Here is a 26087-nt window from a genome sequence, read left to right on the forward strand (position 1 = left end):
GATGCTTCACTCCCCATTCTTCGCCTGATATGTACATTGGGCAGATGCCTTTACTTTAATTACAATTTTCTTCACAACCTCGGAAGTGCCTGAACAAATACACGCCTGATGACCGTCCTCTGGAAAGAAGACTGTGAACTGACCCGCTCTCACCTGCAGAGAGCTGTAAGGTGACAAAGCGGAGCGGTAGCTGATCTTATCTGTGGCTGTTACATAATCGGACTGGTCGATAAGCCGATCCAACGGTGCACTGTTCATCTGCTCCTGCCCTAATACTAAATATTGAATATCAATGTACTCACGATGACTTTCCCAGCCACACTCGCTCTCAGGCTTTGTAACATATTCTTGCACCATTGCAAATACCCGATCACCATCTATCTTATATTTGCCTGGGATAAGATCCCTTGTAGAGCTTTGCTGAATAAAAGCAAAGGCCTCGTCAAACCCAGGATGTAGATGACGGAACAACTCAGCTTGATCTAATACAGCCAAGATCAAGGGTCACACCTCCTTAGGATGTGCAGATGCATCAATCTTGCTCCACAAACGGTTCGCTAATAACCACATATTTAATCGCCTGCCGGAAGTACGTAAAGGCAATGTGGATTTTACCGTCTGCCGACTGCTTAATGGAAGGGTACGAATATTCGCGGTTCAACTTATCTTTCGAATTATTCGTCATCGCATATCCATCTCCGATTTCAATATTACGAGTAGCGGTCCAGGTAGCACCATTATCCTTGGAGATGGCAATGGTCATGGGCGCCCGCGGCGCTCCCCAAAAGGCTTGCCGTTCATCATTTGACGACACGGCTTCTGCATTACCGCTCAATTCTTCTTCTTCATCTTCTATTTCATCGTATAACGAGGCACGCCGTTCCATGGACTCCGTAGCACTGATATTATTGAACACGAGAGCCAGATGACCATTCGACAGCTTCGTAAATTGAATGGATGAATTATTATTGGGCAGCGAAGTCGGGCGCGGACTGCTCCAGGTACGGCCATTGTCACTGGACTCACTTTGATAGATATGATCAGCCCAGCGGCTCCGGAACAAAGCAATGAGCCTTCCGTCATCCAATTTCTCAATATTCATGTGAACACAGCCCAGGCTATCCGGCACAGGGACCTCTATCCAGGTTCGACCTTGATCCGAGGAAATTTTCACGGCGCTAACATCCTTGTTTCCTGTCCACTTCTCACCTGGATTCGTGTAACAGTACCAGATGGGCAGCAGCCAGTCTCCATTATCGAGAACCGTGATAGGCTGTCGAATGAAGATTCCCGGCGTATCGAACAACGTATCGATTTCACCCCAGGTGTACCCCTGATCCTCAGAAACCCTAAGACGAATCACAGCCGTATCCTGATTGCCGGACTTTTGGGCTGTATACAGCAGCCACAGCTTGCCATCCGGCGCGGAGAACAGTACCGGATTTTGCTCCGAACGCGTCGGATCATCCGAAAGTTTTACAGGCTTCGTCCACTTGTCGGTGCCTTTATTCAATCGTGACAGGTAGATCGAAATATCAGGGATACCCTCCTGGGTACCGGCGAACCATACACATAACAAGTCACCATTGTCGAGCACATGCAGATTGGCTGCATGATTCTGTACAGCCTCCGAAGGAATAAAGGCATCCTCACGGTATTTCTCCCCGGCTGTCTGTGTAACTTCATAATGAAGATGTACAGTTTCCTGTGGATTGCTCATGTTGAAATTCCTCCCGATTTCATTTTTTACACGATATCTGTCTGTTGAGAGCTGGACTTCTGCTGCGGCTTGCCAATGAACCGATCAATAAACATGACAATCATTGGCGTAACCACGGCGATATACATGTTGTCAATGCCATAGGGGTCACCAAGCAAGTACCATACGGTTGTCGCTATTGCTGATAGGGAGAGGCCAATCGTTGCTCCGCGGTTCGAGCTGTACAGCGGCAAGAAGAAGCCCATCCCTGCAACCACTGCGATCGCTGCGCGCAGTGCACGGGTGAAGAAGGAAAGAGAGAGCAGTTCAGGAGCAAATGCCACACCGATTAGCGGAATAATACCTACGATCACCGCGATGATTCGCGTCATCTTCATCCGTTTTTCCGGCGTCACTTCCTGCATTTTCGGCAAAACAAAGTCATCCATCAGCAGCGTTGTCGTAGACAGCGCCACCGTGGAAACGCCTACAAAAATTGAAGCAACCAATGAAGTGGCAACAATCGCGCTCAGAATCGGATTCATATGCTGCATAAATACAGGGAATGCATAGATCGGATCAATATCTGGATACAGATAACGAGCACAGACACCGATAATCGCTACGGCTAATCCAAGCGGGAGGAACAACAACCCCGCATAAATTGTAGCCCGTTTGGCCGCTTTGGCATCCTTGGTAGACGTAATCGCTTGAATAATAAACTGTGTGGAGAAGATCGCCCCCATCGTGCCGATAATCCATGCAATGATTTTGCTCGTACCAATTGTACCGTCCCATGTAAAGTAATGTTCTGGAAGCGCCATCTGCATTGGCTTCAAGCCGCCTGTCAGGTATAGTGCCATGAATGCCGTAAGCAGAATTCCCGCGTATTTGAAGGCCGAGTGAAGCAATGTGATCCACGCTACCCCCTTCATCCCGCCGAAGGTAAAATAAATGGTACTGATGATCATCGTAATAATGGCACAGGTCATAATCGGAATACCCAGAATAGATGAAATCGCGGCTGCCCCGCTCAAATAATTGCCCAGATTCACGACCAATAGGGATACGATCATGATTATAGAAACGACCATTTTGGTGGATGTGCCAAATTTTTCGCGCACAATACCAGAAATCGTATAATGGCCGGTGTTGTAGAACCTGCTGACCAGAAAGAACGCAAACATGAAAAAGCCGATAGAGCCTGCCAATAACGACCATGAAGAGGCGATACCATGTGTAAATGCCGACTCTGCTGTACCTATGGTCGACTTCGTGCCAATGAACTCAGACATCATTAATACCCCAACCACGATAGCTGGTAATGATTTGGCTGCATTATTAAATTCAGAGCTGGATTTACTACGCATTTTAAAAGTTAGTATAGTTGTAATTACAATATAGACAGCAATTACAGACAATATGAAAAGTATTGTTCCTGCGCTTAAATTTTCCATATGACAGCTCCCTTCATGCTCCAAAAAGGTTATAAGAACGCTTACATTTTTCAGGAAGAGCCCGCAATGGCCGGATCATTCATTATTCAGCTCTCCTTCTCATCCAGCAGATGAAACTCCTCGTTTGTTTCGAGGGCAAACACACCGTTAACACCCGCATCGACCATCCGCTGTGTGAGCTGGAGGGCAACCTGCTCATTCACTTGCTGCTCTTCCGTTAAAGGGGTCAGCATCTCGGGAATAATGCCTTTGAATTTCATGATTAAGCCTCCTATATTCAAGTTTACCTGTTTCATAATTGAACTATTTCCATTACAAGCGCTTTCAAATGTGATTATAGTCGTGCATGTTCAATTTAACAACACGTTTTGATAAATTGTTCAAATTAAAAACAACACGTTTCATTTTGAAACGTGTTGTAGTATTTAGCTAGTCACTTTATTTTCCGCCACAGCGTAGTACGGCTGATGCCCAGCCGTTCGGCGGTTTTCACCTGATTCATGCCCTCCTCCAGCAAAACCTGATGTATAATCCGCTGCTCTATTTCCTCCAGCGTTCCGCTGAGATCAAAGTCCGGTTTCCCGTATTCGGGCTGCATCCGTCTGGCGGACAGCACCCCGCTGATTTCCACCTGCTCAATGTACAATCCTTTGGCAAGCAGCACCGCTTCCTCGATCACCTGCCGCAGCTGATGAATATTGCCGCGCCATTCAAACCGTTCGAGCTGCTCCCTCGTCTCATCTCTAAGCCCAACCACCTGCTTGCCGTACTTGGCGTTATATTCGTTGATGTAGAGCAGGGACAGGCCTTCAATATCCTCCTTGCGTTCCCTGAGTGAGGGCAGGGGCAGCGTGACTTCCGCCAGCCTGTAATACAGCTCCGCGCTGAATCCGCCGTTCTCGATCCGCTCCAGAATATCCTCCCTGGAGGACGCAATCCATTGAAAAGCAGGCGCATGCTTGTCCAGATGGTTGGCCAATCTCTTCTGCTCACCTTCGCCAAGGGCGTCAATGTCGCGCAAAAACACAGTGCCCTGCGCAAGACTGCCGAACAGTTCCTCATTCCGCTCCTCTTTCAGAAGCGCGTCCCACAGTTCCTGTGAAGCCAGTCCACATTCGATTTTCAGAAACGGCCGCTGTCCTCTTTCCCCGCCAAAATGGATGAATTGGGCCAGCAGTTCCTTGCCTGTGCCTTTCTCCCCGGAAATCCAGACGGAAAGCTCCTGATCGCGATAGCTCCGCGCCTTGTCCAGCGCATGCCTCATCCTGCTGTTATGGCTGACGATGTTGCCGGCCACCTGCGCAGCACGCAAACCGGCTTCAGCCGGTACTAGGGAAGCCCCCTGCAGCCTGATCTTATTCCGGCTTTTTCCGCCCGCAACCCGCAATACGGCCAAAGGCCCGTCCGGACCCGGCAGCGGATAACCGCTGACCCGCCAGATCTGCTCCTTCTGCTCCAGCATTGTATGGAATGGACCATTCATCAAGATTTCTTGGACGACACTGCCTATTTTGTCTGAATCCAAAAAAGAGGCGACCTGCCGGCTAAAATACGGATTGCTGAACATCTGCCGCTGCTCGTGGTCATAAACGGCCACCCCCGCCTGCTCTGCCTGAAGCACCTGGTAGGCCATGCCGTAGTCCCGTTTGAACGCATCAAACAGCGCATGCCACTTCCGCGCCTGCTGGAATGAACGCAGCACGCTCTCTTTGCCCGAGGTCAGCAGAAAACCGATCAAACCCAGCTTTTCCGCTTCCTTGACGGTAATGACGTCCCCGACGATAATCTGATAGCCCTGCTCCCGAAGCTCCTGCAGCACCTGGCCTACACCCGATTCATTCTGGACCGTGTACGAGGAAATCTTCATATCCAGCACCTCACACACTGCCGCAGCACCGGCGACCACCTGGGCGAAGCCGACAATGGCCACCTTGCCGGGATATCCTTTGGCAAGCGTCAATACCCTCAGCATATCATAGCCGGATACTTCAATCTCAATGACAGGGATGGCGACCCTGGACTGGATCAGCTTGGCCGTTCCGCCGCGGCTGATAATAATATCCGTCCCGTTACGCGCTGCTTCCTCGGCATATTTTAACCCCTGCTGCAAATCCCCGGTTTCTACTCTCAGCTCCATATCCTGGCCTTCCGCCAGGCTGAGAATCATCTCTTTTAAACCTTCATACGGCGCAATTGCCAGTACCTTCACGTCCATCATCCTCTGTTTCAGAGTTAAACATCTCTTAGTTACACTATAACCAAGGCGAATGTACTGTTTCAATATCCTATAACCAAAAAAGATAGCGGTTACACGATTACCTAAGTATTTCCTGGGATTATTTAGGACGCGCATTCCTCATTGCCGGGATAACCTTTATCTCTTCATGCTCTCCTTCCACATAACTTCGGTACTGCTCCGACTCCATTGGCACCATGGCCAGCTTTCCTTCGGCATTAAAATGAATGCCCCAGCCGAACTTCTTCGGCAGCATACTCGCTCTGAGACAGGCTTGAGACTTACCGAAAAAAGCGCCGCGAATCACCGCACCTTGCCGCTCCAGCTCTTCTTCGGGAATCTCCTTGTGCCGGATGTATACCTGATACAGAAGCTCCTCTTGTGTGTAAAAATAAGGCTGCCTGGCTGCCAGCTCGTACTCAATGCCTGCCTTTGTCGGCTTGCCTGCTCTTTCCTGCGGAATCGTGCCCTCCATAACAGGACAATCCGAAGAAACGGTGATAAACGTGTTGTAATAGTTCAGGTTCATGCGGATAGTCTCCTTTTTAGCTGAGTAACTTCATACCTCTCTCTTGTTCCTATTATAGACACATATAGCCACAAATTCGCCCTATTGAAGAAAAAAGCGGCTCCACCCGTAAAGGGGAGAACCGCTTTAATGATACAACTGTAATTAACCAGGAATAGCGCCCTAATTCCCGCCTTTCGTCCTAATTTCGCGTTTTGGCAAACCAAGAAAACTTATAAATCAAAAACTAATTAATACCCATCTAAACAGTCTGCTATCTGGAATATTTACCCTCTTTTAATACGAACAGTTTATTTACAATCCGCTCCGAGACTTTGTTGTCCGGGCTGCGTGAATCTCTTTAAGCACGAAGATGATAAATAAAGACAGCCTTCCCACGCCGATGGAAGATGCCATGAGCTTTTCACAAGTCCTTGCAGTCCCTTTTACCCATTTCTGCATAATCATAAAAATGGCACCTAATTCATTTAGAAATTAGCCGTAGTTCTTAATCTCTATCAGGACTTTAAATCAATTTAAACTTAAACTTTTGAAGAGATAATATTAAAAACCACATCCTTATAGGTTTTTAAAATCATCCTGATACATATTCTAAAGCCGCGTTAACCGCAACACTCATAATTTTTCTTGAACGTTTAACTCCGATATTAAATACCTTCATCAAGTCATCTTCTGTAAGTACTAGTACTTCCCCAATGGTATTAACTTCAAGATCATTTTTTAATTTTTGGTAAAGAAACTCTGAAATGTCAAGATCCTCAATTGGCCTCGTTAATATTGATTCTAGAGCTGATTTCATATCAATATCAGCATCTATCGACCAGTCAACAGCTAAATCCTTAAAAGTTGGATGATTAAATCCAAATTCTGTGAATCTCTTATTAGTTAAACCTCGACGAATCTCTGTAGCTTTGGGGATTGGTTTGCTCTCTTGAGCCAATATTATTCCCAAGTTCAAAGCATATCGATCACCAAGTTCTGATCTAGTCATTTTCACTCCCTCTGAGTGAAGTCTAACAATTCCTGAATACTCAAGAATCCTAATGGCTGCCAATATTGCTGCGGGTGCCTCTCTATGAACAACAAAATAAATTGTCCTTACTTTTTCCTTTTTCTCATCCCGATCATCGTTCTTTTGTTTGGTTTCTGGTAAAACAGTCCCCTCAATAAAATTTCTTCCCCAGTCTATCAGTGGTTTATGACCAGCATAGGTTTTTGCTAATCTAGTATGTTCATTCCATATATCAGCTCTGTAAAAATCTCTTATAACTTCGCTGACATTGCTTGTTCGGAACTTGGTTAAATTTTCAGTAGCAACTGTTAAGCTTTTCAATAAATATCGAGGATTTCCGCTAGAAGCATAGATTAAAGCATGTAAGCTCTCACCATTGTTTTTTAACATTCCCCATGTTTTCTCATCTACTCTTACTTTAACAATATCCTCCATAGTATTTACATAATCTGGAGAATCTATATTTCGATCAACCTTAACAACGATTGCATCATGAAATGATTGAAAGGTGGCTCCATATGTAGTTAATCCAGGATAAACTGCAGCAATGCCGCAAAATTTAGAGAATCTTAGATCCCTAAATAAACTAAAAAACTCTCTCTGTTGATTTGGCATAAAATTATGAGCTGCTTCATCAAAAAAAACATTAATCCTAGTAATATCAAATGCTTCACATAAATCTTCTATTAATGCTTTGAAATAGTCTGTTTCATTTAAAGCATCTATATATTGAATACTCGATCCGAGAATTGTTCTTATTTCTTCATCATTGACAACAAATCCATTCCCGGCTTTCCATGAGTTTTCTAAAAGTACAATAAACTTATTAATTTTTTCACCCAGATTATCATCATCAATATCAATACCAGTGTACCTTCTAAATAGGCTTGTGGAAGAGGAAATCAGTCCGAGTTTAGAAAGCTTCCGTTGTAACTGAAACATTATTTTTGCTAACATCCAAGGGCGGAATAATCTGGGCTCAACAAAAGGACTACTGCTAAAACTTACTTCGAGAGGCAGTACTCTATCTGTTTTGAACTTCTCAGTTAATCTTTTCTCGGCAACTTTTAGTAACATTGTTTTACCGGTACCGCGACTACCTACGAGAAGTATTGGAGTAGACCCCATAATTGCAGACAAAATATTTTCATCGATAAACGAAGGAACATAATAATCTAATAAATCATCAGAGTCGATATCTTCTGTACGTATCCATGAAACTGCCTGTAAACCCTTACTCATGTCTCCACACCTCATCAAATTCTTTAGTCATCTCTTTAATTTGATCAATTGATTCAGGTTGAAAATCCCTGGGTATTTTGAATCTTATAATTAAAAGCAAAACTAGTGCCTTTACAACTTCGTTGAAAGTAAACCTCCACTCATCATACTTATTTGAATTAAAAGTTATTTGTGTTCCATCGACTGTGTGCATGTAATTATATTTACCGTGTACATATTGAGAGGTTTTCCTGTAAAGGCTAACAATATTATCGCAAAACAACTGTTTTTTATCATCTAATTCCGGACAAAAAAACTGTAAATAATACGGTGATATAATTGCATCTCTTTTATCATTTCCTGTTGGATCATTGAGATTTGCCCATTTTACATCAAACATATCTTTTTTCCATAAAAGAAAATTATAATTATGATCATAAAAATACAGAAACGAAATTCCTAATTCCAAAGCACTTCTGATAGACATAAAAGCCGTTCTATATAATCCGTTTGCTGCAGAATATATAGAGGAAAATAAGTCCCAAGTTGCTTCTTGAAGGACATCCACGGCTTCAATCTTTTTATTTTCTTTAAGATAACCTACCCATTCATCAAGAACATTCAGGTCAATATGAACTTTAGCAAAATCTTCTGGATGCTGTGATACACAGTCTCTTAGATTACTATTCATATGTCTAGATACATGAAGCATATCTTCTACTATTCTTGGCTGTGTCATAGTTACCCCTTTTACAAAAAATATATTTATAAGAAAATTTTATAAATAAATAGCACTTCGTCTTTTGAAATTTAAAATTTTACTGTTCTTTGCTTGAAATAACTGTCCCTAAAAAAGCAACTCTTTGTGAGAGAGACTCTTTTTACTTTTCGCTTACAATGTATCTATGTTAAATATCAACCCGCTACTCAATGGATCTTTTTGTAACGATATCTAGTCCTATAGTAACAGATAAGGATAATTATTTTCCCTAATAAAACAAATTTCTTAAAGATAATTTTAATTCAAATGGATCTTAATGTATACACAATCCTGCCATAGAAAGATAACGTACCTTCCAAAGAATCACGAAAAAAGGGATACACAAAAGGAGATTTCATATGCCTTTTGTGTTATCCCCATTGATTTATGCGAAAAAGCAGAAAGCGAAAACGGGTACTTCACCGAATACCATTCCTGATCATTAAACCCTCCCCTGCCACGAGGGTGAACGGAACAAGTATCCCTGGCAGAACGGGGGAAGATTTCGCTGCACCGCCTTTGGTGTACGTATAATCGGTGAACAGATCCGGGAGACGAATATCCGCTGAAATCGGCCACTCGGCCGTCAGCTCCAGCGTGAACGCACCTTTCGGCAAGTTCCAGGCAAAGGAGATTCTGCCTCCGTGAATACGCCAGTCACGGACAGCGCCCGTCTTCCATTTTGACGGCAAAGCGGGCAGGATCCTGATCTCCCTGGCGGAGACAAACAACAGCATCTCCTGCACCGCGTTGACCCAGCCCATATTTGCATCCAGCTGGACCGGAGCGCTGGCCATCTCCATACAAATCCCCATATTCCGCCAGTCATTATGCAGGGTGAACAGATTGTTCATCAGGCAGGCGCGTGTCAAAATGTTCAGCGACTCCAAGGCCTGCTCCCCGTCCCCCAACCGGGCGTAAATGGAGGCCATATGTGCGAGCGACCAGCCGCTCTGCGCTCCGAGCAGCCGCTGCCGGACCGCAATGTCAAACGCCTGAAACCATTCAGGATGAGACTCGCTCGTGACCTCCTGTCCTGGAAAAACGGGATAAATATGCGACAGATGGCGATGATCGCGGCGGTCATCGAACGCGGGATGCATCCATTCCCGGATGGAGCCGTCCTCGTTGATCTGATATGGCGGAATCCTGGTCAGCATCTTTTCCCAGCGGGGAATATCCCCGCTGTTCACTCCCACGAGGCGGCTGCCCTCAATGACATTCGTAAGCAATTCCTTCAGAATCGCAATGTCCATCGTGGCACTAATGGTCGTCGGCATCGGGTGAGCGATCTGCTGGCCGTCAGGCGGCATGAAGTTTTGCGGTGTATTTTCAGGCGAGACGGAGGGATAGATCCTGTAAAAGCCGTTCTCATCCAATACAAGAAAGTCCTCATAAAACTGCAGCGCCGCCGTCATGAAGGGGAGGGCGGTTTCCGTCAGAAACTGCTTGTCACATGTGAACTGAAAATACTCGTAATAGTGCCGCGCCAACCATCCGGCCGCACCGGTCCAGTTCATAATGACTGGTACAATCTGATTCGGCACGCCGCTGCCCGGGGTGGTGCCTGCCGGAATATAAATCCCCCGGCATCCATAGAGCCTGCGGGCATTTTCCCGGAAATCATCCATCAGTCCGTTATAATACCGGAACAGCGACGGCGTCAGCTCAGACAGTCCGCCCACCCCCGCATGCCAATACATCATCTGGATGTTTTCATTGGCCATATTATGGGTCCAAGGGAGCAGATAATCCCCGCACCACAAGCCATACAGTCCGAAGGGCTGGCTGTCCGCCGAGGTGCCGCTGATGAACAAATACCGTCCGTATTCCCACAGCTTGCGCACAAGCCCTGTAGGAGCCTCCCCCTCATAAGCTTCGAACAGCAGCTGTTCGTTGGAGCGGTCATCATCACCTGCATCATCAATATCTAGCGAAGATGTGTGAAACAGAGGTCTGTGCAGCGCCGCATGCCGTGCCAGCAACGTCTCATAATCGTCTGTGATCCCGGCCAGCTCCCGCTGCAGTCGTTCCCACTCCTGTTCCCGGCTCCCGCCGGTGAACAGCTTGATGAGCAGCAGCACCCGGTGGGACGACGAGAAAGAAAGCTTGCCATCTGTCCCCATGGAAGCAGAAACCGAAGCTGGAGCAGACTGAGTTGGGGCAGCCTGTGCTGGTACAGCTTGTGCAGGTCCAGCTTGTGCTAGTACAGCCTGTGTTGAACCAGCCTGCGCTGGAACAACTTGTGCTGGTACAGCTTGTGGTGGAGAAACACGTGCTGACGCTACCTGACCGGAATTATGCTTTGCTTCTTCCGTCACCAGACGCAGAACTGCCCCGAAGTCTTGGCCGTCGTCATTACGGGCCGCATAATACACATAGCTACCACTCGTCCGCACGCTGACCGACTGCGCCAACTCCTGGTAGGCCGCGTCATTCGCCAGGCGGTCGCTCGGCTGCAGTATCAGGCTCACTTCACCCTCAAGCCGCGGCTGATCCGCCGGGCTGGTTACGATAATTTCCATCACCACGCAGTCATCCGCCCGCGAAACAAACAGCCGCCTGCGCTTAATCTGTTCCCCGTCCTTCCAGCGCACCTCGATTTCGCCCGTCTCCATATCGAGTTCCCGACGGTAGTGTCGGAAGGCATGGGCAGCTGGCATGGAAAGCCTCATCGCGCCGAGCGGAAAACGCGAGGCCAGCTTGGTAGCGTAGCCCTGTTCTTTAAGCGCATTGGTCAGATGCCAGCTTGCCTCCGAATAGCGTCCCTCATCCATCAAACGCCTTGTTTCCGCCAGCGTGTGGCTCACGTCCGGCAGCTCTTGCCTGCAACCCCAATGCCATAGCTCATGGTGATGCAGCAGCACCGTTTCCTCCTTCACGGCGCCGAACACGGAGGCCCCGATGCGCCCGTTGCCGGCAGGCAGCGCCTCCCGCCACATATGGTTCCACCAGGAGGCAGGATATTTCAGCAGGAGCCGATGGCGGTTCGTCCGCTGTGCTGCATGGGCAGTTTGCGCAACTTGTGCCACTTGTGCAGCAGCCATTCCTGTCACCCCGCCTGTCCGGAGGCATTCAGCCTCTCCATCTCAATGCTGGCAAGCAGGAACGGAGCCACACCCATCTGTGCGTCGCTGACCACCTGCTCGCTGATATAATACTCGTACGAGCCATCCCGGTACTTTTTCCCACCAAGTCCGGCTCCGTGACAGATGCGGTGCAGGTGGACCGCTTCATCCTCGCTGGCAAATTGCTGCAGAATTCCTGCATAGGCCCGCTCCACCACGCTGCGGTCCAGCTCGGCCAAATATTTCAACCGCAACCCTTTGGCCAAGGCATAGGTCAGCATACAGGAGGCGGAGGCCTCCAGATAATTGCCCTGCCGTCCGTTGCAGTCCATCACCTGGTACCACACACCGCTTTCCTGATCCTGCACACGGGCCAGAGCATAGGCCATCCGCTCAAAAATGCCCATGATCTGCCCGCGCTGCGGATGGTCTACTGGAAAATGCTCAAGCGCATCGACCACCGCCATGGCATACCAGCCCATGGCGCGGCCCCAGACGTGGAAGGAGCGGCCGGTGGTGTGGTCGCACCAGCGCTGCTCGCGGCTTTCATCCCAGGCGTGATGCAGCAGCCCGTTCTGCGGATTGCGTGTTTTCTGTTCAATAAGCAGAATCTGGCGCGCCGCCTCGTCAAAACCGGCCGGATCATCGAATTTCTTTGCGTATTCGGCCAGAAACGGCGAGGCCATGTAGATGCCGTCCAGCCACATTTGGAATGGGTAAATTTTTTTGTGCCAGAACCCGCCTTCGCTTGTGCGCGGCTGCCCTTTGAGCTGGGTGCGCAGCAGTTGAATGGCCTGCTCGTACTTCGCTTCACCGGTCCGCGCCCAGAGAGGAAACAGATTCTTGCCTTCATTGATCATGTCCAGGTTATAGTCTTCCAGCGTATAAGTAGGGATCGTGCCGTCGGCTGCAATCAGCCCATCAATATGCCGCTTGACCATTTCCGAATATTTTGGGTCCCCGCTCCATTCCGAGGTTCGCTCCAGGGCCAGCAGCGTCATGCCCGCCACATATCCCCATTTGTTCGCGATCTTCGGGTGGCTGCCGTCAATACACTCGGAGAGAAGCGTATCCGCGATTTTTATGGACCACGGTCTGGTATTCGTTTCGGACACAACCGTCATGCCTTCATCCCCCTCAATAAATTAGTGTTTTCTTCGTTTTTCTCCCTATTTCGCATATTTTCGTCTTTGAACTATCTACGAAGCGCTTCTTCACGGATTTATTCGCCCTGCAAGGGCAGCATATCAATCTCCTCCGGGAGCTCAATCAAATACACATTCGCATATCCCGTCCGGTCGCTGGTGAACAGAATCTGGTCCCCTTGCGGACTGAAGCGGGGATGGGCATGCACCTTCTGCGAATGAAAGCTGCACCGCAGCTCGCACAGCACGCGTGGCCCGTCATAAGCACCGTCTACCTTTTTCCGCCATAGGCTCAATGTCTTCACATGGCCCTTGCCGTCTACCACCGCCTGCAAGCCTCCGTCCTGATGGGCATGCCATGTATCGAAGGGAAAGTCTGTTTCCTCCATGCCGGTGTTGTCATAACGAATGCTGCCGAAGAAGTTTGTTCCATCCAGCCGAAAGCCATGATAGCCGATCCGCTGACCGTCCGGGAAAAAGAACTCATGCCCCACCTTTTCGCCGGGCTCCAGCCGTTCCCGTATTCTCCAGGCACGGCCTGCGCGCAAATCCAGGCCCCAAATCCGGTGATCGACCAGATGCCACGGCCCCTCATGGCAAAAGGTCAGCAACCAGGGCTCTGTCGGTGATGCGTTGATATGGGTAATGAAGCAGCGGTCCTCATACACCGTGCGGGCGCTGCCGTAATCCATCGGAATGGCAATAATCCTGCTGACCGGTGCTGCCTCCATTAACTCGCGGTGCCCTACGTAGCCGTTGCCGAGGTCCAGGTCAAGTCTGTGCGACAGATCCTCCTGAATGCAGGTGATTACGGACCTGCCATCTGTCGTGCAGCTTATGTTCCCGATCTGAAACCCGGGCGGGCACTCATACAGCGCGCGCTCCTCCAGAGTGGACAGATCCAGCCGCACCACCGCACCCCTCACTCTGACAAATGCCAGACTGCCGTCCGGGGATAGACAGGCGTCCAACTGATCGTTATCTGTGTAGTCCGTCAGTTGGGTAATCTGCCCGCTGTCCATACGGATGGAGAACAGGTTAGTGGTATTTTCACGGTCCGATACGAACAGTACACGCTTCCCACCGTCATACCAGCTGTTTTCCGTAAAATACAAATGATGGCTGTGCGCCTTGTAATCCGTAAGCTGCCGGATAGGAAGTCCGGTGACACGGTCCTTGTACAGCTTCCATTCCGCTGGCCATACTTTTCCTTTTCCCATCGCTTTTCCCCTCCTGAAGTCAGTATAGAAAAACGCCAACCGACATATTTGCCTGAGACTGTCCATATAGCCTAAGACAGATCACTTAGCCTTAAACAGATCACCTAACCTAAGACAGACCGTGCTTACTTAAGTTTTTCTGCTGAGCGTAAGCCAAGTGCTTGCTTTCGGTAAATCTCAGCACATCCATCAGGCGTGGTCATAACCAGGGCTGCAACCCTTCCCACTGCACCGACCAGCCGTCTGTCGGAAAACCCGGACAATCCCGCTCTTCACCGGACGCCCAGCCTGCCACCATCATAGCCACCGCCGTCAGCAGACCGCCGTTGCCCGGCAGATACGCCCATAGCCCCGGTCGCTGATAGTTGTGCCCATTGGGCAAATACGTATTTTTCACTGCATCCATCAGCAGGAAATCCACGGCCAGTTCCCTTTCGCCCAGCCGGGCCGCCGTCATCGCACACATCGGAAAATCCCAGCCCCAGGCTGAGTCCCAATCCCAGCACTCCTTGACCTTGAGCAGCGTATTCCGCATCGCATCCCGGTCGATGAGTGTGCCCGGCAGCAGTCCAAGGGCGCCGACCATGGACGGATGGTCATGGTTCTTATCTGTAAACGTGTCCAGGCAATGCTCGTGCGACAGATATACGCCTTCCTCCTGTCTCGGCTTCGCCATACCACCCGCCACGCGAGCCCACGCCGGATTGGCGGAAATGCCCAGCCGCTCCGCCCATTTCACGGCGATGTCCAGCCCGAACCGCCAATATTCAAGCTCATAAGGCGGGTTCATGCTCAGCTCCATGGCGTGATTCTCCTGAGCGGGGATGAGCGGAGGCCCCAGCACATATGCCCGCCGCGCTTCATCCCAGTGGGCGTAGGACACCATGAAATCCGCCGCTTCAAAGACGATGGACTGATACTTCTCCAGTAACTCGTGCCCTGGCTCGGCCAGATAGCACAACTCCGCCAGCGCCATCGGGTGCGGCTGCTGCCAGATCAACGCCGGGGCTACGGGGGAAGGCGTCTGCCTGCCATCGGGGCCGACCATCTTTGGCCAACGCGCGCCTTCATAGCCCTGCGAGCGCGCCAGCTCGCGGGCGCGGGGCAGTATAGACAGATACCAGTCCATGCTTTTACGCAGTAGCTCCGCCCGCCCCCACAGCGGGAAATGGGCCGCATGCCACCAGTGCATCTCCAGGTGCAGCTTTCCGAACCAGCTGTTATACATCAGGCCCGTTTCCTGCGGCGGCAGCGAGCCTGCGCTGTGCAGCGCGCACAGGAATTGGGACAGGACGACTCTGCGTTCCAATTCAGCGGCCCGCGGGTCCGTGCTGCCCTCGAAGCTGACAGCGGCCCCGCTGCGCCAGAACGCTTCCCAATGGGTGGCGCTGGCGGCCAAAATCTGCTCCACCGGCTCCGTGTGCGGCTCTTCAAGTCCAAAAGCCGCTGCAAATTCAAACACAGTCCCGCCCGAGTCAGGACGCAGCGTAAATTCATGCGCACCGGTCTGCTCAAGCTGCCCCGCCGACCATTGCCACTGCACGCTGTAGCCGTCTTCGTCCATCGCGCGTTTCAGCCGGGCCGAATTGGCAGAGCTCCCCGTCAGACGCGTGCTGTGCCTGCCGTCATTCCCCCAGTCGGGGAACACCGACTTGGACCAACTGCGATGAGTCATATCCGGTGCCGGGAAGTGCATGAATACGTGCAGCCGCCCTTCCCGCAGCAGTTCCGACTCCACACGTATCCCCAGACATTCCTGCCGCGGGTGGCAGGCCGTCGTCACGTGCACCTCCGCCCCCCCGGCCAAGAAGCTGCTGTGCAGCGTTCCCGCCCACAAATTCAGCTCCTGCCTGACCGGAACCGCTTCGAAGCCCTCCATCTCCCGCCCATCAGGATGCAGCAGACGGAAGGAGATGCGCCCCAACTGAAGCCGGTGCGGATTTTGACGCAGCCAGTGATAGGCATCGTCCCTGTCCCCGGGCTTCATCGGATATCCTACCTTGCGCCCGTAAGTTTCATATTGCTGGTACTCCACATCCTGCTCGCCATACACATGATGTCCGCCGCTGTAATGCCAGCCCCAGTTCGACTGTGTGCCAAGCGGCACCTCGTAAAGCTCCGGGAACGTCTGCAGTCCTGTAAAATCGGCGCTGAACGCAAACTCTCCATTGCCGACAGATAACGGCGACAGGGGTTCAAGCCGCGTCAGCACCGGATGATGCCGCTCAACAATCCGCTTTCTGTCCACTACACATACAGCCTCCTTTTCAGGATGCAGCAACCGTAAGAGCGCGCCGTTCAATCCGGCAGCGCTTCCTTACGGCCGCGCATCATTTCCCTGTATTTGCCCGGCGTAATATCCTTATATTTGCGGTACACGCGAATAAAACTGTTCTCATGCTGATAGCCGACCATCGTGGCAATTTCTGATATTTTGTAATCTGTTCGGATCAGCAGCTCACACGCACGCTCCATCCGCAGTCTCGTAAAATAGCCATGGATCGTCTCGTTCAATTCCTGCTTGAACAGCTGGCTGGCCAGGCTGACGCTGATGCCCGTATGGTCCGCGATCTCCTGCACACCTACCGGGTCGTTCAGATGCTGGTTCATATAATCGATCATCTGCCGGCAGAGGATGAAATCCTTGCTTTCCTTTACTCTGCCGTAGCAGGCGGCAAGCTCCTCCGCCTGTCTCCGCAAATACCCGGCGGCGTCCTCCAGCTGCATTGTACAGAAAAAAGGCGCTTCGCCTTCACCGTCTCTTTCGGCTTCCCTTCCCGGCCGCAACCGATTCAGTCCCGCAAACAGCGATTCCAGATAATGCACGGCCACCGCCGGATGCCACGCTTCTTCCCGAATCTGGCTAACCAGCTTATCCAGCACCGCCAAGGCCCGTTCTCCGCTGCCCGCCTCGACGCCCTCCGCCAGCCTGGCCTGCAGCTCGGCTTCAGGCGGCCGCTTCGCCTCCAAGGAATCCCGCGGCACCTCGTGCAAATGGATCACCTGCCCATAACCCTTGTACAGCCGATAGCCCAGGGCGGTTTCCGCCTCAAACATTGCCTGCCGCAGACTTCCGGGCCCACCGCTGCAAATGCTGATGCTTGCCGACACCTGAAACTTCAGCAGGCGAAAAATCTCCTCCGAGACCTTGGCAAGCACAGCTTGCGCGCTGTCCGCAGCATCGGTGCCCACCGGCTGCAGCAGCACCGCCATCCGGTCTCTGCCCAGATCGGAGGCCAGAACGAGCCAGCCCTGCGCGAACAGCTCCGTAATAATATTGGTCATGGCAAATTTCAGCAGTGAATGGTCTGACGGAGCAAACCGTCTGCTCCAGGCCGCGTAATCGTCAATGGACACCATGACCATGAGCAGCTGAGCACCGGTCCAATCCTTGAAATACCGGCCCCACTTCCCGCTGATATCCCTTTGCCCCGTGATGTTGCCCGTATAAATGTCCGCCAGCAGCTTGGAGGCCGCTTCCGGCATCGTCTGCCGCAGGCGGACCGATAGCTGGGCATGGTCTGTCAGCAGTTCCCCGGTGACCCGCTCCAGATCCTTCAGATCGGGACTGACCCGGCGGGAGTCATAACTGCTGAACAGCTCTCTCATCCGGCGGACCGGCCTGAAAGCGGCGGCATTGTAGTAGGCGATAGCCACCGCGCCCGTCAGCAGTGCCGCAATCGACACCGTAATGACCGCATCGCGGATTTTGCGGGTATTGGACAGCAGGCTGTTCTGCGAGACGACGGACAGGTAGTGCCAGCCCGTTACCGGCGATTTGATCTGGGTGGCGAGCAGTCTCCTCCCCCCGTGTTCGAAGTCGCCGAGCCGTGCTCCATTCAATTGCTTCACGGCGGCTTGCGCCGCTCCCGGTCCAAAGTCGAAGGTTCCCAGCTCATACAGCGTCCCGCCTGACGAATCCAGCACGAAGCGGCGGCTGTCCAGATGGGATACTGAGGGCAGGAGCATGTGCGAGAACAGCTGCTCAGGCTTGAAATTGACCGCAATGATGCCCTTTAGCTCGCCCTGGATCATAATTTTGCGGAACAGAGTAATTTCCGACCCGGCTGCCGCCGCTCCCGACGGCACACTTCTTTTCTTGACCATCATCATCCGGTCCCCGAATTCATCCGCGATGCTGTCCGTCCACAGGGAATCGGCAAAATTGGCCTTGCTGGAGCTGAAGCCCTGCGGAAATGCCACCATGCTCTCCCGCTTCACATCATAAATGTAAGCGCTTTTAATATAGGCTGTGCTGTTGATCATCGTATTCAGAAACTGCACCAATTCCGTAATGTTTTTATACGAAGCCTGATTCGCGCCGGTCAAAAACTGGTACACCTCATTGTTTAATGCCATTTTGACCGCGAGCTGGTCGCCCTCCCGGATGTACTCATCGATGGAATTCATGCCGATGCGCAAAAGCTGGTGCTGTGGCTCGCTCAGTTCTTCCTGCAGCACGGCCTTGGACGTATAATACGCCGCCACCCCCACTGCGGTAATGATGAGGAACACCGCCGTCGTCAGCACCACCAGCAGCCGGGTCTGAGTGTTGGCAAGACTGCCTTTCAACCATTGGACAAAGGACCGGGCCATAGCTGTCTCCCACCTTATTTATGCAGTATACCGCTATTATACTGCTCGCCTTCCTTCGTTACGACCCGGTAAATCCGACTTCTTTCCTTACTTATTTTTTCACCTTGTCGTACCAGGCCTGCACACGCTCCGTCACCTGATCTCCGCCCGACGCCTTCCATTTCGCCACATATTCGTCAAATGCCTCAATCGGCAGCTCGCCAATCACGATTTTCGTCAAATATTCCTGGAACAGCTTATGGGACTGAATATCCGGGAAACCGTCATAAACGGCGGCCGGGAGGCCGTCCCCCGCAATCCGGCGCGCATCGGCAGTGCTGACGACGAACATATCCTTCACCATTTGGCGCTGCTCCTCCGGATAGGTTTCATCAATGCGCTTATCCATGTCCTCGGCAGTGGTGAAATTCTTCATCCCCAGCGCGAGCGGCCTGTCGTCAGCAGGAGGCAGAATGACCTTCTCACCATCCTTCACCACATAATGCTGCCCTTCGATCCCGTAGCGGACAAACTCCTCATTGGCCGGATCATAGAAGAAATCGAGCAGCTTCAGGGCATTAGGCGCGTTTTGCTCCGCCACCGCTGGAATCATCCATTCGGGCTCGCCCATGCTTTTCTGGGTGACAAAACCGTCAAAGCCCTTCGCCTTCGGAATCGGCATCGCCTCAATATAAGCATCCGGCGCCTGGGTCAGGATCGCATTATAGCGGTCGCGGACGTTGGCGGGCAGGTGGTACCAGCTTCCCACCAGATTGTTGTTGATTTTGGCCTGCCATACTTCGCCTTTATTCAGGAAGGTTTCATTATCCAGCAGCTTTTCCTCATACAGCATCCGTATGAATTTAATCGCTTCTCTCATATTTTCGGTAACGCCGGCGTACTGGATTTTACCGTCATAGATATCCCATTCGGGATATCCTTCCCACATAGCCACCCCATAGATGGCGAATAAATGATCCATCCAGCGTCCGAACTCCCGCCCGCTTGTCGGCAGCTCATCCTTCTTACCATTGCCATTCGGGTCCTTGTCGCGGAATGCCTTCAGCAGCTCCACGTAGTCCTCCACCGTCTCCGGCATCTTCATGCCGACCTTGTCAATCCAGTCCTTGCGGATGAGCGGCGCGCGCTCCGGTACAAGGAACACCTTGGGCACATAATAGATTTTCCCGTCCTCCGAAGCCGAGCGCACGATATTCCATGCCTCCTCGGGGATGCTGTTCCAGACATGCGGCGCATATTTCGGCAGCAGATCATCCAGCGGCAGCGCACCGCCCTGTTGAATGAGCGTCTGCTCCACTCCGCCGATGGGGCGCAGAATGTCCGGCAGCTCGCCTGAAGCGATCATCACGTTCAGGTACTCCGCCGGCTCAGAGCCGGGAGGTGTCGTCATCAGCTCATATTCCACGCCGGTTTTCTCGGCAACGTACTTTACGTGAGCGTCGCTGGGGCCAGGAATCGTTCCTATGCCCATATGGCTCTTGAACACTTTGACCTTCACTGCGCCGGGATTTTCGGCACTTGTCTGCGGTTCACCGCTTCCGCTCCCGCCAGCTCCGCCGCCGCATCCGCCAAGCACGGCCATGGATAGCAGCAGTACACCCCATTTTCTCCACGTTGTCATCCGTAGCTTCCTTATCATTTGAATCCCCCTTATGATGTTGATCCATGATCAATCCTAGCCCTGACTATCGCTTATTCCTTTAAGGAACCAAGCAGTGCACCTTTCACAAAATACTTCTGCAAATAAGGGTACACCAGAATGATGGGAACGCTTGCAAAAATAATGGTAGCGGCCTTCAGCGTCGTCGTATTGTAGTCGTAATCCCCCAAAAGGAGATTGACCTGCGCCAGCTCCTCCGGGCTTGTCAGGTAAGCCCTTAGCTTCATCTGCAGGGGCCACAGCCCCGGATCGCGGAGGAACAGCACCGCACGCTGGAACGTATTCCAGTAACCGACGGCGTAGAACAGGCTGACCGTTGCCAGCACAGGCTTCGAAAGCGGCAGATAAATCTGGAACAATATGCGGAAATCATTGCAGCCGTCGATGCGCGCCGAGTCGTCAAGCTCCTTGGGCAGCCCCATGAAAAAGGTGCGCAATATAATCATGTTGAAGGTGCCAATCACCCCCGGAATAATGAGCGACCATAAGGAATTCATCATGCCAAGCTCCCGTACGGTCAGAAAAAAAGGAATCATCGGCGCATTGAAGATCATCGTAATGACGATAGCCAGCATGACAGGCCTGCGCAGCAGGAACTCTTTGCGAGACAGAGGAAACGCCGTCAGCACCGAAAACAGCATGCTGAGCGCCGTGCCGGCAACGGCGATAAAAACTGTAATTCCGAATGATCGCCACAGCCCGCCATCCTGCAAAATATGCTCCCACGAAGCGGTCGTAAATTCGACCGGCAGCAGGAAGACAGCCTTGGAATCGGCAGCAACCGGAGAGCTGAGCGAGACAGCCAGCAGGTGCAGCAGCGGAATGATCATCGTTAATGCGGCGGCGGCCAAAATCACATAGTTGACAATTTGAAAGCCTTTTTCTCCGGCAGTCCGTTTCATCACCACAGCCCCTCTCCCGACTTTTTCGCCAGCCGGTTAAAGATCCAGAGCAAAATGAAGCCGATGACCGACTGGAATACGCCAATGGCGGTTGTCACACTGTATTGTCCCTGCAGCACCCCTGAGCGGTACACATAGGTCTCGATAATATCCCCGACGGAGTAGGTCATCGGTGTCAGCAGATTATAGATCTGATCAAAGCCCAGCTCCAGGAAGTTTCCAATATTCAGCAAAAACAGAATGAGCGCCGTAGGAAACAGGGCTGGCAGTGTAATATACAAAGTCTGCTTCCAGCGGTTCGCTCCGTCTACAACAGCAGCTTCATATTGGGTGGGATCGATACCACTGAGCGCTGCCAGATAAATAATTGTTCCCCAGCCAACCTCCTTCCAGATCGAAGATATTACGACAATTGAGCGGAAATACCGCTCTTGCTGCATATACAGGACAGGCTCGAACCCGAACCAACTGCGGACGCTGTTCACGATCCCGCCTGTGGCCAGCACCTCGAACACGATACCACCAACGACGACCCATGACAGAAAATGCGGAAGATAGAAAAGGCTCTGCAGAACACGCTTTGCGAGCATCAGCCGCACTTCATTAAATAGAAGCGCCAGCAGGATCGGCGCCGGAAACCCGATGACCAGCTGATAAAGCGCTATCAAAGCGGTGTTGCGCAAAACATGGTAAAAGTCCTGATACGTGAAAATGAATTTGAAGTTGTCGAGCCCTACCCAGGGACTGTTCAGAATACCCTTGAATATTTGATAGTCCTGAAAAGCGATGACGCTTCCCGCGAGCGGGACGTACTTGAATACGATATAAAACAGGATTCCGGGCATGATCATAACATACAGCATCCAATGCTTGCGGATATTTTGCGCGTAACGATTTCTGATTTTGACGGACGAGCCCGCGTACGCCTGCTCCAGTTCGGCTTGCTCCGACAGTTCAGCCATCTTTTCCTGCCCCCTTTCGTGAATGCTCCTGCGGTTGATGGCTCACCCTGATATATAAGAAAAACGTCTAGCAAAGTACCTCCAAAGAAGACAGACCGCATTTTGTGGAAGTTTTTCTTGCGATATCAGGAAGCATGAGCTTCGAAGTTAATACTTGCTGCTATCTTAAGGAAACCCTTATGAGGTGGGCAATCGTTCAATCCGCCACGGGATGAGCTATTCGTTGATGCGCATGGGGTGTGCAGGATCGGTTAGGCCGCTGGCGGATCGGTTAGGCAGGACACAGAGCAATAGAACAACAGAACAGTTGGACAGACAGCATGTTTCTTTTAGCGTTAAAATAGATACGCCTTAATATCTTAAGTTGGAGTACCATTTGCACCGGACTGAACTAAAAAATTTAACTTAACCTGACCTTTTGTGTTAACATTTAAGACAATTTTGTAATTCGTTGAATCATTTTAATAAGCAGATATAATGAACTTAAAAATACGGGGGTGCATCAACCTATGGATGCTACTGATCAACGCATTCTCGAAATGCTTCAGCAAAACAGCCGCATGACCAGCTCGGAAATCAGCAAGACCATCCACCTGTCCGTGCCTGCTGTGGCCGAGCGTATCCGCAAGCTGGAAAGCAGCGGTGTTATCGACCGCTTTACCGTCAAACTGAACCGCCATACACTGGGTCAGCACTGTCTGGCATACATATTCGTAGTTATTCAGGGAAACGAAGAAACCCATCAATTCAGAACGAAAATCATTGAGTCGGAGTATGTGCTGGAATGTCATCACACGGCAGGCGAATACGACTATCTGCTAAAGGTATCCTTGCCGGATATCCAGTCGCTTGAGCAATTTATTACGGAGACGCTCAAAAACAAGCATTCGGTCACACGCACGAACACCGTATTTGTCCTCTCCACCTTAAAAGACGAATAGAAAGCAGGGATCCGGACTGACCCTCGCGTTCAATCATTTCTTCAACTGTGATCTGCGCCAGGACACATGGATTTGCTTTAACTTCCTCATGCGGGTTAAGTTTAAGATATTAGGAAGCATATACTACTTGAAATAAGCTTTTTAATATCAGAAGAAAGACAAGGAGGAAGAAATGAACAAACGGATATTTTCCCTGTTTACCGTCGTCGTCCTTGCCTTCATGGCTGCCTGCTCCGGCAATACGGAGAATACTGAGAAACCTGTTCCACCGGCTGGGCAAGAAACTCCAAGCACTGAAGAGCCCTCTTCGCCTGCAGGTGAGAAGCCTACCCAAGACAATGGTAAGGAACCTGTCCAAGATTCTAACTCCGGTAATGAGCCTGCAGGAAACGCTGATGGCACCAATCCGGATCTTTTTAAAAGCGGGCTATTCATTGACTGGAACGGTGTGGATGATCCTCTGATCAATGAAAGCCTTAAGGCAGCGCTGCAAGCATTTCTAATCGCTGTCACCAAGCCGGATGAAGCAAGCTATGAAAAAATATTTCCGAATCATGCCACGGAGGATCGCGCGGATTTCAGAAATGTGCTGAAGGAACCGATGAACTATCAGTTTGATAAGGTTGGCAAAGCCATTAAGGAAGACGGCAGAATTCTTGTTCCGGTGTCCGGCACCTCCAGAGATGATGTATTCGGAATCAGGGATTTCAGCAATAACCTTTATTTTAAGCAAAACGCTCAGAATGAGTGGGAAGTTATAATGATCGATTAACATGGCAGGCCCCTCTGTTTCAAGCAGGGGGGCCTGCTTTTTACTTAAATGCGGCGGATGGGCCAAAAGAGGGTCTCCTGCCGTTCGGCAAATGAAATCAGCGCAGGCTGTCGGGTGGACGGATGAATGCCCTGCGCCTCTGCCATCGTGTTCCGGCCGATGCTCAGCTCCGCCTCCTGCAGCTCCCACGGCAGATGGTGAATGTCTCCGGCATACAGCTTTCCTGCACCATCGGCAGCATACAGGCGGTAACGTTCCGTAAGCCAATACAGCAACGTGCCTGTCAGCGCATTGAATTTTTCCTCGGCCGCAGGGCGGTACAACGCTTCAAAGACAGCCGGACGCCCCCGCCTGTCCTTGCGCTCGCTGCGGTATTCTATCCAATCATTTTCCCTGCCCACAGACATACGGGCATACATATAAGGAAGATGCAGCAGCCTTGCCGTTTCCACTGCAAGCCATCGTTCGGCGTCCAGGCTGAAGAAGAAAATGCCGGGCTTGCCTCCGCAGGTTACATAAGTCCGTACATTCAGCTCCGCAAACCTGCTGAGCCAGGGTAATGGAGGGGTCCCGCGCAATCTTAGCCCGGTAATATAAAAAGGAATCAGGCTCAGCCACGCCTTCCCTTCCCACAAATCCAGCTCCAGCCCATCCGGAATACAGGGCAGCAGCTCCTCCTGCCTGACTGGCCAATGCGCCAGCAGCAATTTATTCCACACCTGCTTCATCACCCATGGGCCTTCCGGCAGTTCGAAAGGACGATGATCGCGACAGCGGATGATCTCCTGATTGTCCATGAATGCATGACCTCCTCTTCCTAGACTGGCCTCCGCTTGTACCCATCATGCCCTGCTCCTTATATGGAAGATCGTCTCGCGGATCGACAGTGTCCTGTCTGCCATTACCCGAAAACAGCCTGGAAAGCGGGGCAAGCCTTGTTATAGGCTCTTTATGGAGCATATCTTTGCTATAATAGAGCAAGCAAGCTATTCTACGACATTACAATCGGAAAGTCAGGTGCTCTGAGCATGCCGGAAAAAAGCATTATTTTCTTTGATATCGACGGTACTTTACTGGATCATAACAAGGAGCTGCCCGCCAGTACCGAGCAGGCGGTACAAGAGCTAAAGGAGTTGGGCCATGAGGTCGCCATTGCGACCGGACGGGCGCCCTTCATGAGTAAGGATATTCGTGACAGGCTCGGGATTGATACATACGTCTGTTACAACGGTTCGTATGTTGTGCTAAAAGGCGAATTGATTTATTCACACCCGCTGAACAAGGAAGCTCTCCATAATATGACAGAGCTTGCCCTGCGGCATGACCATGCCGTGGTTTATATGGGCAACGAAGCGATGAGAGCAAGCGTGCCCAATGATGAATTTGTGGCCAAAAGCATGAATACCTTTAAGCTGAAGTATGTGCCCGAGCATGATCCGCTCTATTATCACGGACGGGAAATTTACCAGTCGCTGCTCATGTGCCAGGAGGAGGAGGAAGCGTTTTATGAGGAGGTCTTTACAGCCTTCGATTTTGTACGCTGGCATCCCTATTCCGTGGACGTCGTGCCCTCTGGAGGCTCCAAGGCCATCGGCATCCGCAAAATTACGGAAAAGCTGGGGATTGCGCCAGAGCATCAATACTGCTTCGGGGATGCCCTGAACGATGTGCAGATGCTGACCATGATCACCAACAGCGTCGCTATGGGCAACGGCGTGCCCGAAGCCAAGGCTGCGGCCAAATATGTAACACGCCCCGTGGACGAGGACGGAATACTGTACGGCTTGAAAATGGTCGGGCTGCTCGTGTGATAGTTGGGGCATAAAATCGAGTTGGCCTATGCGCACGCGCATAGGCCTATCTCTTCAAGTCATAATCAACCTTATGTAGCTTTCTTCGGACTCAAA

20 protein-coding genes are annotated in these 26087 nt (G+C 51.0%); 3 read left to right on the forward strand and 17 right to left on the reverse strand.

Annotated features, from left to right (window positions below; all coding sequences use genetic code 11):
• Positions 1-6 precede the first annotated feature (6 nt).
• The 16 genes from ACI1P2_RS01380 to ACI1P2_RS01455 all read right to left on the reverse strand — a co-directional run bounded on the left by ACI1P2_RS01380 (position 7) and on the right by ACI1P2_RS01455 (position 22467).
• Complete coding sequence (locus ACI1P2_RS01380; RefSeq protein ID WP_355316131.1) at positions 7-501, reverse strand: YhcH/YjgK/YiaL family protein; 495 nt, start codon at positions 499-501, stop codon at positions 7-9.
• A gap of 31 nt (positions 502-532) precedes the next feature.
• On the reverse strand, positions 533-1720 hold the full coding sequence (locus ACI1P2_RS01385) for a sialidase family protein (RefSeq protein WP_355316133.1): 1188 nt from the start codon (positions 1718-1720) through the stop codon (positions 533-535).
• A gap of 26 nt (positions 1721-1746) precedes the next feature.
• Positions 1747-3156, reverse strand: a complete 1410-nt coding sequence (locus ACI1P2_RS01390) for a sodium:solute symporter family protein (protein WP_355316135.1) — start codon at positions 3154-3156, stop codon at positions 1747-1749.
• Between the two features lie 86 nt (positions 3157-3242).
• Positions 3243-3416: a dihydrodipicolinate synthase family protein gene (locus tag ACI1P2_RS01395; RefSeq protein WP_355316136.1), complete on the reverse strand. Its 174-nt coding sequence runs from the start codon at positions 3414-3416 to the stop codon at positions 3243-3245.
• 173 nt (positions 3417-3589) lie between these two features.
• The gene (locus ACI1P2_RS01400) at positions 3590-5365 is read right to left on the reverse strand and encodes a sigma-54-dependent Fis family transcriptional regulator (protein ID WP_355316138.1); all 1776 of its coding nucleotides are present in this window, start codon (positions 5363-5365) and stop codon (positions 3590-3592) included.
• Between the two features lie 127 nt (positions 5366-5492).
• Positions 5493-5921 carry a DUF6157 family protein gene (locus tag ACI1P2_RS01405; RefSeq protein WP_355316140.1) on the reverse strand — a complete coding sequence of 143 codons (429 nt, stop codon included), beginning with the start codon at positions 5919-5921 and terminating at the stop codon, positions 5493-5495.
• Between the two features lie 574 nt (positions 5922-6495).
• Positions 6496-8175: an ORC-CDC6 family AAA ATPase gene (locus ACI1P2_RS01410; protein ID WP_355316142.1), complete on the reverse strand. Its 1680-nt coding sequence runs from the start codon at positions 8173-8175 to the stop codon at positions 6496-6498.
• Entirely contained in the window at positions 8168-8893 is a 726-nt protein-coding gene (locus ACI1P2_RS01415) for a hypothetical protein (RefSeq protein ID WP_355316144.1), read from the reverse strand. Before ACI1P2_RS01415 ends, ACI1P2_RS01410 begins: the two co-directional genes overlap by 8 nt.
• 440 nt (positions 8894-9333) lie before the next feature.
• Positions 9334-11961: a glycosyl hydrolase family 95 catalytic domain-containing protein gene (locus tag ACI1P2_RS01420; RefSeq protein ID WP_355316145.1), complete on the reverse strand. Its 2628-nt coding sequence runs from the start codon at positions 11959-11961 to the stop codon at positions 9334-9336.
• Positions 11962-11966: 5 nt separating this feature from the next.
• Complete coding sequence (locus tag ACI1P2_RS01425; RefSeq protein ID WP_355316147.1) at positions 11967-13106, reverse strand: glycoside hydrolase family 88/105 protein; 1140 nt, start codon at positions 13104-13106, stop codon at positions 11967-11969.
• A 98-nt stretch (positions 13107-13204) separates the two neighbouring features.
• A complete protein-coding gene (locus ACI1P2_RS01430) occupies positions 13205-14347 on the reverse strand; it encodes an oligogalacturonate lyase family protein (RefSeq protein WP_355316149.1) in 1143 nt (380 codons plus the stop codon).
• A 199-nt stretch (positions 14348-14546) separates the two neighbouring features.
• Complete coding sequence (locus tag ACI1P2_RS01435) at positions 14547-16595, reverse strand: glycoside hydrolase family 65 (RefSeq protein ID WP_355316150.1); 2049 nt, start codon at positions 16593-16595, stop codon at positions 14547-14549.
• Between the two features lie 50 nt (positions 16596-16645).
• On the reverse strand, positions 16646-18943 hold the full coding sequence (locus tag ACI1P2_RS01440; protein ID WP_355316152.1) for an AraC family transcriptional regulator: 2298 nt from the start codon (positions 18941-18943) through the stop codon (positions 16646-16648).
• A 91-nt stretch (positions 18944-19034) separates the two neighbouring features.
• Positions 19035-20564 (reverse strand): extracellular solute-binding protein, encoded by a 1530-nt coding sequence (locus ACI1P2_RS01445; RefSeq protein WP_408976109.1) that lies wholly within the window; start codon positions 20562-20564, stop codon positions 19035-19037.
• Between the two features lie 71 nt (positions 20565-20635).
• Positions 20636-21505 carry a carbohydrate ABC transporter permease gene (locus tag ACI1P2_RS01450; protein WP_355316306.1) on the reverse strand — a complete coding sequence of 290 codons (870 nt, stop codon included), beginning with the start codon at positions 21503-21505 and terminating at the stop codon, positions 20636-20638.
• Complete coding sequence (locus tag ACI1P2_RS01455; protein ID WP_408976099.1) at positions 21505-22467, reverse strand: ABC transporter permease; 963 nt, start codon at positions 22465-22467, stop codon at positions 21505-21507. Before ACI1P2_RS01455 ends, ACI1P2_RS01450 begins: the two co-directional genes overlap by 1 nt.
• Positions 22468-22976: 509 nt before the next feature.
• Here ACI1P2_RS01455 and ACI1P2_RS01460 point away from each other — a divergent pair.
• Positions 22977-23408 (forward strand): Lrp/AsnC family transcriptional regulator, encoded by a 432-nt coding sequence (locus tag ACI1P2_RS01460; RefSeq protein ID WP_355316156.1) that lies wholly within the window; start codon positions 22977-22979, stop codon positions 23406-23408.
• 172 nt (positions 23409-23580) lie between these two features.
• Positions 23581-24180 carry a hypothetical protein gene (locus ACI1P2_RS01465; protein WP_355316158.1) on the forward strand — a complete coding sequence of 200 codons (600 nt, stop codon included), beginning with the start codon at positions 23581-23583 and terminating at the stop codon, positions 24178-24180.
• A gap of 44 nt (positions 24181-24224) precedes the next feature.
• Here the strand turns inward: ACI1P2_RS01465 and ACI1P2_RS01470 are convergent, their stop codons facing one another.
• A complete protein-coding gene (locus ACI1P2_RS01470; RefSeq protein ID WP_355316160.1) occupies positions 24225-24977 on the reverse strand; it encodes a YqjF family protein in 753 nt (250 codons plus the stop codon).
• A 231-nt stretch (positions 24978-25208) separates the two neighbouring features.
• Between ACI1P2_RS01470 and ACI1P2_RS01475 the strand changes: the two genes are divergently transcribed.
• Positions 25209-25991: a Cof-type HAD-IIB family hydrolase gene (locus ACI1P2_RS01475; RefSeq protein WP_355316162.1), complete on the forward strand. Its 783-nt coding sequence runs from the start codon at positions 25209-25211 to the stop codon at positions 25989-25991.
• Positions 25992-26087 lie beyond the last annotated feature (96 nt).

Origin of the sequence: Paenibacillus jiangxiensis (genome assembly GCF_046098255.1) — a bacterium.
Taxonomy (GTDB): Bacteria; Bacillota; Bacilli; order Paenibacillales; family Paenibacillaceae; genus Paenibacillus; species Paenibacillus jiagnxiensis.

What these genes read in the sequence shown, in the direction of transcription:
- ACI1P2_RS01420 (WP_355316145.1), bottom strand. Translation starts at nt 11,961, where the DNA reads ATGGCTGCTGCACAAGTGGCACAAGTTGCGCAAACTGCCCATGCAGCA.
- ACI1P2_RS01445 (WP_408976109.1), bottom strand. Translation starts at nt 20,564, where the DNA reads ATGACAACGTGGAGAAAATGGGGTGTACTGCTGCTATCCATGGCCGTG.
- ACI1P2_RS01440 (WP_355316152.1), bottom strand. Translation starts at nt 18,943, where the DNA reads ATGGCCCGGTCCTTTGTCCAATGGTTGAAAGGCAGTCTTGCCAACACT.
- ACI1P2_RS01460 (WP_355316156.1), top strand. Translation starts at nt 22,977, where the DNA reads ATGGATGCTACTGATCAACGCATTCTCGAAATGCTTCAGCAAAACAGC.
- ACI1P2_RS01390 (WP_355316135.1), bottom strand. Translation starts at nt 3,156, where the DNA reads ATGGAAAATTTAAGCGCAGGAACAATACTTTTCATATTGTCTGTAATT.
- ACI1P2_RS01455 (WP_408976099.1), bottom strand. Translation starts at nt 22,467, where the DNA reads ATGGCTGAACTGTCGGAGCAAGCCGAACTGGAGCAGGCGTACGCGGGC.
- ACI1P2_RS01395 (WP_355316136.1), bottom strand. Translation starts at nt 3,416, where the DNA reads ATGAAATTCAAAGGCATTATTCCCGAGATGCTGACCCCTTTAACGGAA.
- ACI1P2_RS01405 (WP_355316140.1), bottom strand. Translation starts at nt 5,921, where the DNA reads ATGAACCTGAACTATTACAACACGTTTATCACCGTTTCTTCGGATTGT.
- ACI1P2_RS01430 (WP_355316149.1), bottom strand. Translation starts at nt 14,347, where the DNA reads ATGGGAAAAGGAAAAGTATGGCCAGCGGAATGGAAGCTGTACAAGGAC.
- ACI1P2_RS01410 (WP_355316142.1), bottom strand. Translation starts at nt 8,175, where the DNA reads ATGAGTAAGGGTTTACAGGCAGTTTCATGGATACGTACAGAAGATATC.
- ACI1P2_RS01450 (WP_355316306.1), bottom strand. Translation starts at nt 21,505, where the DNA reads ATGAAACGGACTGCCGGAGAAAAAGGCTTTCAAATTGTCAACTATGTG.
- ACI1P2_RS01425 (WP_355316147.1), bottom strand. Translation starts at nt 13,106, where the DNA reads ATGACGGTTGTGTCCGAAACGAATACCAGACCGTGGTCCATAAAAATC.
- ACI1P2_RS01385 (WP_355316133.1), bottom strand. Translation starts at nt 1,720, where the DNA reads ATGAGCAATCCACAGGAAACTGTACATCTTCATTATGAAGTTACACAG.
- ACI1P2_RS01475 (WP_355316162.1), top strand. Translation starts at nt 25,209, where the DNA reads ATGCCGGAAAAAAGCATTATTTTCTTTGATATCGACGGTACTTTACTG.
- ACI1P2_RS01470 (WP_355316160.1), bottom strand. Translation starts at nt 24,977, where the DNA reads ATGGACAATCAGGAGATCATCCGCTGTCGCGATCATCGTCCTTTCGAA.
- ACI1P2_RS01415 (WP_355316144.1), bottom strand. Translation starts at nt 8,893, where the DNA reads ATGACACAGCCAAGAATAGTAGAAGATATGCTTCATGTATCTAGACAT.
- ACI1P2_RS01465 (WP_355316158.1), top strand. Translation starts at nt 23,581, where the DNA reads ATGAACAAACGGATATTTTCCCTGTTTACCGTCGTCGTCCTTGCCTTC.